The organism is Kamptonema sp. PCC 6506 (assembly GCF_000180455.1).
Taxonomy (GTDB): Bacteria; Cyanobacteriota; Cyanobacteriia; order Cyanobacteriales; family Microcoleaceae; genus Kamptonema; species Kamptonema formosum.
On record NZ_CACA01000150.1, the window covers coordinates 1 to 6,528 of the forward strand.

A 6,528-nucleotide genomic window follows, 5' to 3' on the forward strand; every position below is an offset into this window, starting at 1 on the left:
ATGGTTAACTGCGTAGTACGAAATTGGCAAGGCGAAGAAGTAGGGGAAACCACCCTAGAATTGCGCGTAGCCAAAGAAGAAAATGCCTCTCACATCGTCCATAGAGCCTTAAGACGGCAAATGGTTAACGCCCGTCAAGGAACAGCCAGCACCAAAACCAGAGCAGAAGTCAGAGGTGGCGGTCGCAAACCTTGGCGGCAAAAAGGAACAGGTAGAGCCAGAGCCGGTTCCATCCGTTCTCCCCTATGGCGTGGCGGCGGTGTCAGCTTCGGCCCCAAGCCGAGAGACTTCGACATCAAAATGAATAAAAAGGAACGGCGTTTAGCATTGCGGACAGCCCTCCAAAGCCGCGCCGCCGAAGACTTCATCGTGGTAGAAGACTTCAGCGAACAAATAGCTAGACCCAAAACCAAAGAATTAATCACAGCCCTCGCCCGATGGGGAGCCAACCCGGAATCAAGAATATTGTTAATCCTGCCAGAAAAACAGGAAAACATCTATTTATCCGGCCGTAACGTCCCCACCCTCAAAATTATTTTGGCAGGCTCCCTGAACATCTACGACATTCTTGCCGCCGACAAAATTGTTACCACAGCCACAGCCATTGCCAAAATGCAGGAGGTTTACGGTGAGTGAATTTAATCCCCGCGATTTAGCGGACGTTTTACATAAACCCATTCTCACTGAGAAAGCTACTCGGATGATGGAACTCAACCAGTTCACCTTTGACGTAGCCCCCAAAGCCACAAAACCGATTATCAAAGCCGCAGTCGAGCAGATGTTCAATGTCAAAGTTATCGGCATGAACACCCAAAATCCGCCCCGCAAAAAGCGCAGAGTCGGCAAATTCCAGGGATTTAAACCCCGTTACAAACGAGCAGTCGTCACCCTCGCAGACGGCGAACCCTTGAGAAAAATTCTCTTCCCAGAAGTGTAAACATCGGTAATTTGTGAGTTGACGGTTAACAGTTAACAGTTAACGGTTAACAGTTAGCCAATTACCAATTACCAATTACCAATTACCAAATTATGGGCATCCGTTCCTACCGACCCTATACCCCAAGCACCAGACAACACACCGTCTCCGACTTTGCTGAGATTACACGCTCAGAACCCGAAAAGTCGCTGACGGCAAACAAGCACACCAAACAAGGTCGTAACAATCGCGGTGTCATCACCTGTCGTCACCGAGGCGGCGGCCACAAGCGTCTTTACCGGACTATCGACTTCCGCCGCGACAAACTCAACGTTCCTGGAACCGTCCAAGCCATTGAGTACGACCCCAACCGTAACGCGAGAATTGCCCTCGTTTTCTACAAAGATGGCGAAAAGCGGTACATCCTCCATCCCGTAGGCTTGAAAATTGGGACAGTCATCACCTCTGGCCCCGAATCTCCCATCGAAATTGGTAACGCCTTACCTCTGATTAATATTCCCCTGGGTACCAGCGTTCACAACGTCGAATTAGTACCAGGAAAAGGTGGGCAAATTGTCCGCTGTGCCGGCGCAACCGCTCAGTTAATGGCAAAAGAAGGTGACTACGTTACCCTCAAACTGCCTTCTGGCGAACAGCGCAAAATTCGCGCCAAATGCTACGCCACCATCGGTCAAGTTGGCAACGTTGAAGCCAGAAATATCAGCATCGGTAAAGCAGGTCGTACTCGCTGGAAAGGTCGCCGGCCTACAGTCCGAGGCAGCGTCATGAACCCCGTAGACCACCCGCACGGTGGTGGCGAAGGCAGAGCCCCCATCGGTCGCTCCGGCCCCGTCACACCTTGGGGAAAACCAGCCTTGGGTGCCAAAACACGACGCAAGAACAAGCGCAGCGACTCCCTAATCGTGCGTCGCCGCCGCAAGGCCTCCAAGCGTGGAAAAGGCGGACGGCAAAGTTAATCCTAATAACAGTTAACAGTCAACAGTTAACTGTTAACTGTTAACCAATTACCAACTACCAATTACCATGTCACGATCGCTAAAAAAAGACCCATTTGTGGCCGATCACCTGCTCACCAAAATAGAAAAACTGAACTCTCTAGGTCAAAGGCAAGTTATTAAAACTTGGTCGAGAGCTTCTACCATTTTACCTCTGATGGTAGGTCACACGATCGCAGTTCATAACGGCCGCCAGCACGTTCCAGTTTATCTAACCGAGCAAATGGTCGGACATAAATTAGGAGAATTTGTCCCGACTCGTACCTTTAGAGGTCACGCTAAAGGCGATAAAAAGGCAAAAAGATAGATTGTTGTTAACTGTTAACTGTTAACTGTTAACTGTTGAAAAGTAGAGAGAAGAGCTAAATGGCTATTGATACAAATTCAGAAGTAAAAGCGATCGCGCGTTACATCCGAATGTCCCCCCACAAAGTGCGGCGAGTCCTCGACCAAATTCGCGGCAAATCTTATAGGGAAGCGCTGGTTTTACTGGAATTCATGCCTTACCGCGCCTGCGAACCAATACTCAAAGTCCTGCGTTCAGCGGCGGCAAATGCCGAACATAACGCAGGCATGGATCGAGCGCAACTCATTGTCTCTCAAGCTTTCGCCGATCAAGGCCCAGTCTTGAAACGCTTTAGACCCAGAGCTCAAGGTCGCGCTTATCAAATTCGCAAACCCACTTGTCACATCACTGTCGCAGTGGCAACGCAAGCAGAGTAACGAATACCAGGTTAACTGTTAACTTTTAACTGTTAATTGTTAACTGTAAGAGCTAAGAAGCGGTCTTCTTTACTTCTTTAATTAATTCTTTCTTGACTCTTATGGGACAGAAAATTCATCCAGTTGGTTTTAGACTTGGCATCACTCAGGAACACCGTTCGCGGTGGTTTGCTGATGCTAAAAACTATCCAGAGCTTTTACAAGAAGACTCGAAAATTCGTCAGTACGTCCAAAAAAACCTCAGTAACGCAGGTATTTCCTCAGTCAAAATTGACCGGAAAGCTGACCAAATCGATCTTGAGGTACAAACAGCTAGACCCGGCGTAGTCGTCGGTCGTGGCGGGACGGGAATCGAACAATTGCGAGTAGGTTTGCAGCAACAATTAGGCAGCAACCGTCAGATTCGGATCAACGTTGTAGAAGTGCAGCGTGTAGATGCTGACGCTACCTTAATTGCTGAATATATTGCCCAGCAATTAGAGCGCCGCGTTTCCTTCCGTCGAGTTGTCCGCCAAGCCATCACCCGCGCTCAAAAAGCTGGGATTGAAGGCATTAAAATCCAAGTTAGCGGTCGCTTAAACGGAGCAGAAATTGCCCGTACAGAGTGGACGCGGGAAGGTCGAGTCCCCCTGCACACATTGCGTGCAGACATTGATTATTCTTACTGCACCGCCAAAACCATCTATGGAATTTTAGGCGTTAAAGTTTGGGTTTTCAAAGGCGAAATCATCCCCGGACAGGAAGATATTCCTGCTCCTAATGCAGGCCCGCCCCGCACTAAAAATAAGGGTCGCCGCCATAAATTTGAAGATCGTTCCAACGAAGGTTAATAGTTAATAGTTAATGGTTAGTAGTTAGTAGTTAATGGAAAAATATAACCAACAACCAACAACTAACAACCAACAACTAACAACTAACAACCAACAACCAACAATACCCACGCCATGTTAAGTCCTAAAAGAACAAAATTCCGCAAGCAGCAACGCGGGCGGATGAATGGAGTTGCCACTCGCGGTAACAATGTTAGCTTTGGCGAATTTGCTCTCCAAGCCCTCGAACCCGCTTGGATCACTTCCCGTCAAATAGAGGCCAGTCGTCGCGCCATGACTCGCTATATTCGCAGAGGCGGCAAAATTTGGATTCGCGTGTTTCCAGATAAACCAGTTACTCAACGAGCCGCTGAAACCCGGATGGGTTCAGGTAAAGGTGCGCCGGAGTTTTGGGTAGCAGTAATTAAGCCGGGTCGCGTGCTGTTTGAAATTGGCGGCGTTCCCGAAGTAACTGCTCGCGAAGCGATGCGTTTGGCATCCTTTAAATTGCCCATTAAGACTAAGTTCATCACCCGCGAAGAGGAGCAGTCTTAGAATGTCTTTATCAAAGATTCAAGAATCTAAAGATTTGACTGATGCTGAAATCACAGAGCAGATTTTAGCGATTAAACGCCAACTGATGGAACTGCGAATGTTGCAAGCAACTGGCCGCTTAGAAAAGCCTCACCAGTTCAAGCACGCCAAGCATCGGCTGGCTCAGTTAATGACAGTTGAAGGGGAGCGATCGCGAGCCGCCGCCGCCGAGGCCCTTGCTGCTGCGAAAAGCGCTTCTTAGCAAAAGCTAGTAGTGTGAAGGCCCCTATAAATAACCAGAGTCAGTTGCACAGTAGGAATAGGTTGCTATGGCAGTTAAGGAAAGAGTTGGCTTAGTCGTCAGCGACAAAATGAATAAAACGGTAGTGGTAGCAGTCGAAAACCGCGCTTCCCACACCAAATACGGCAAAACCGTCGTGAACACCAAAAAATATAAAGCTCACGACGAAGAAAATCAGTGCAAACCAGGCGATCGCGTCCGCATTACCGAAACGCGCCCCCTGAGCAAAACCAAACACTGGATCGTTGCCGAAATTCTCACCACCAAAAACGGGTGACAAATTGTTAACAGTTAACAGTTAACAGTTAACCGTTAACCATTAACAATTAGCAATTAGCAGGAATCGAAATCATGATTCAACCTCAAACTTACCTCAACGTAGCCGACAATAGCGGAGCCAGAAAATTAATGTGCATCCGCGTATTAGGTGGAGGCAACCGCCGCTACGCTGGAGTCGGCGATGTCATTATCGCCGTTGTCAAAGATGCCATTCCTAACATGGCAGTTAAAAAATCCGATGTCGTCCGGGCCGTTGTTGTCCGTACTCGCAAAGGTGAGCGCCGGGACAGCGGCATGAGCATCCGTTTCGATGACAATGCTGCTGTGATTATCAACGCTGACGGCAACCCGAAAGGCACTCGTGTTTTCGGCCCTGTCGCCCGCGAATTGCGCGACAAAAACTTTACTAAAATCGTTTCTTTAGCGCCGGAGGTACTTTAATGTACAGCAAACAAGGCAAAAAAAGTGGCACCCAAGTCCGCCACAAAATGCACGTCAAAAAAGGCGACACCGTTCAAGTCATTACTGGCAAAGATAAGGGCAAAGTCGGTGAAATCTTAAAGACATATCCTCAAGCTAGCAAAGTAGTTGTCCAAGGAATTAACGTCAAAACTAAGCACGTTAAACCCCAGCAGGAAGGCGAATCAGGTAAAATCACTACCTTTGAAGGCCCCATCCACAGCTCCAATGTAATGCTCTATTCCACCAAAGAAAAAGTAGCTAGCCGCGTTTGCTTCACCTTCACCGAAGATGGTCGCAAAGTTCGCAAGCTCAAGAAAACTGGTGAAATCATCGACTAACAGTTAACAGTTAACAGTTAACAGTTAACAATTAGCAATTAGCAATTAGCAATTTCCTGACCACGCCCAGGAACAGCAAAGACACAAAGCAATTATGGCAATACAACTCAAGACCACGTACCAAGAAAAAATTGTCCCGAAACTGATGGATCAGTTTAAATACACTAATATCCATCAAGTCCCCAAAGTGGTGAAAGTCACTATAAACAGAGGATTGGGCGAAGCATCTCAAAACGCTAAAGCTCTCGAATCCTCAATCACTGAAATTGGCATCATCGCAGGTCAAAAACCTGTAGTGACAAGAGCAAAAAAAGCGATCGCAGGCTTCAAAATCCGCAAAGGAGTACCCGTTGGCGTGATGGTCACGCTGCGCTCAGACCGGATGTATGCTTTTCTGGAACGGTTGATCAATCTTACTCTTCCCCGCATTCGCGACTTTCGTGGCGTTAGCGCCAAAAGTTTTGACGGGCGCGGCAACTATAGCTTGGGATTGAGAGAACAGCTAATCTTTCCAGAAATAGAATACGATAGCATCGATCAAATTCGCGGGATGGACATTTCAATCATCACCACAGCCAACACCGACGAAGAAGGTCGCGCATTGCTCAAAGAAATGGGTATGCCATTCAGGTATTAGTAGTAAAGTAAAGAACAACAGATGGCAGCTAACGATACTATTGCAGATATGCTGACGCGCATTCGCAACTCCTGCATGGCGCGACACCAAACTACTGAGATTCCCTCCACAAAAATGACTCGCAGCATTGCTGAAGTCCTGAAAAGTGAAGGCTTTATCGCTGAAATTGAAGAGGCAGGCGAAGGCATCAAGCGGCATTTAGTGCTCTCTTTAAAGTACAAAGGCAAAACTCGCCGCCCGATCATTACCGCCCTCAAGCGAGTCAGCAAACCCGGCTTGCGCGTTTACTCTAATCGCAAAGAATTACCGCGAGTTTTAGGCGGAATTGGCATAGCCATCATCTCCACCTCCAGCGGCATTATGACCGATAGAGAAGCCAGACGGCAAGGTTTAGGCGGTGAAGTGCTTTGTTATGTATGGTAATTGTTGACAGTTAACTGTTAACTGTTAACGGTTAGTTGTTAGTTGTTTATTGTTGGTTATTAACAGCAATTACCGATTACCAATTACCGC

13 protein-coding genes are annotated in these 6,528 nt (G+C 47.7%); all 13 read left to right on the forward strand.

Features of this window, described 5'->3' with window-relative positions; all coding sequences use genetic code 11:
- The coding region (gene rplD / locus OSCI_RS08830; RefSeq protein ID WP_007354581.1) for a 50S ribosomal protein L4 at positions 1-636 on the forward strand (636 nt) is incomplete at its 5' end.
- The gene (locus OSCI_RS08835) at positions 629-937 is read left to right on the forward strand and encodes a 50S ribosomal protein L23 (RefSeq protein ID WP_007354582.1); all 309 of its coding nucleotides are present in this window, start codon (positions 629-631) and stop codon (positions 935-937) included. The genes rplD and OSCI_RS08835, both read left to right, overlap by 8 nt.
- 92 nt (positions 938-1,029) lie before the next feature.
- A complete protein-coding gene (rplB, locus tag OSCI_RS08840) occupies positions 1,030-1,893 on the forward strand; it encodes a 50S ribosomal protein L2 (RefSeq protein ID WP_007354583.1) in 864 nt (287 codons plus the stop codon).
- Positions 1,894-1,960: 67 nt separating this feature from the next.
- Positions 1,961-2,239, forward strand: a complete 279-nt coding sequence (gene rpsS, locus OSCI_RS08845) for a 30S ribosomal protein S19 (protein ID WP_039961941.1) — start codon at positions 1,961-1,963, stop codon at positions 2,237-2,239.
- Positions 2,240-2,298: 59 nt separating this feature from the next.
- Complete coding sequence (gene rplV / locus OSCI_RS08850; protein ID WP_007354585.1) at positions 2,299-2,655, forward strand: 50S ribosomal protein L22; 357 nt, start codon at positions 2,299-2,301, stop codon at positions 2,653-2,655.
- A 101-nt stretch (positions 2,656-2,756) separates the two neighbouring features.
- A complete protein-coding gene (gene rpsC / locus OSCI_RS08855) occupies positions 2,757-3,485 on the forward strand; it encodes a 30S ribosomal protein S3 (RefSeq protein ID WP_007354586.1) in 729 nt (242 codons plus the stop codon).
- 114 nt (positions 3,486-3,599) lie between these two features.
- Complete coding sequence (rplP, locus tag OSCI_RS08860) at positions 3,600-4,019, forward strand: 50S ribosomal protein L16 (RefSeq protein ID WP_019487908.1); 420 nt, start codon at positions 3,600-3,602, stop codon at positions 4,017-4,019.
- Between the two features lies 1 nt (position 4,020).
- Complete coding sequence (gene rpmC / locus OSCI_RS08865) at positions 4,021-4,260, forward strand: 50S ribosomal protein L29 (protein WP_007354588.1); 240 nt, start codon at positions 4,021-4,023, stop codon at positions 4,258-4,260.
- Between the two features lie 67 nt (positions 4,261-4,327).
- Positions 4,328-4,576 carry a 30S ribosomal protein S17 gene (gene rpsQ, locus OSCI_RS08870; protein WP_007354589.1) on the forward strand — a complete coding sequence of 83 codons (249 nt, stop codon included), beginning with the start codon at positions 4,328-4,330 and terminating at the stop codon, positions 4,574-4,576.
- A 74-nt stretch (positions 4,577-4,650) separates the two neighbouring features.
- Positions 4,651-5,019, forward strand: a complete 369-nt coding sequence (rplN, locus tag OSCI_RS08875) for a 50S ribosomal protein L14 (protein WP_007354590.1) — start codon at positions 4,651-4,653, stop codon at positions 5,017-5,019.
- Positions 5,019-5,378, forward strand: coding sequence for a 50S ribosomal protein L24 (gene rplX / locus OSCI_RS08880; RefSeq protein ID WP_007354591.1), 360 nt, complete (start codon positions 5,019-5,021; stop codon positions 5,376-5,378). The genes rplN and rplX overlap by 1 nt, the downstream gene beginning before the upstream one ends.
- A 94-nt stretch (positions 5,379-5,472) precedes the next feature.
- Complete coding sequence (gene rplE, locus OSCI_RS08885; protein ID WP_007354592.1) at positions 5,473-6,015, forward strand: 50S ribosomal protein L5; 543 nt, start codon at positions 5,473-5,475, stop codon at positions 6,013-6,015.
- Between the two features lie 21 nt (positions 6,016-6,036).
- Positions 6,037-6,438, forward strand: coding sequence for a 30S ribosomal protein S8 (gene rpsH, locus OSCI_RS08890; protein ID WP_007354593.1), 402 nt, complete (start codon positions 6,037-6,039; stop codon positions 6,436-6,438).
- Positions 6,439-6,528 lie beyond the last annotated feature (90 nt).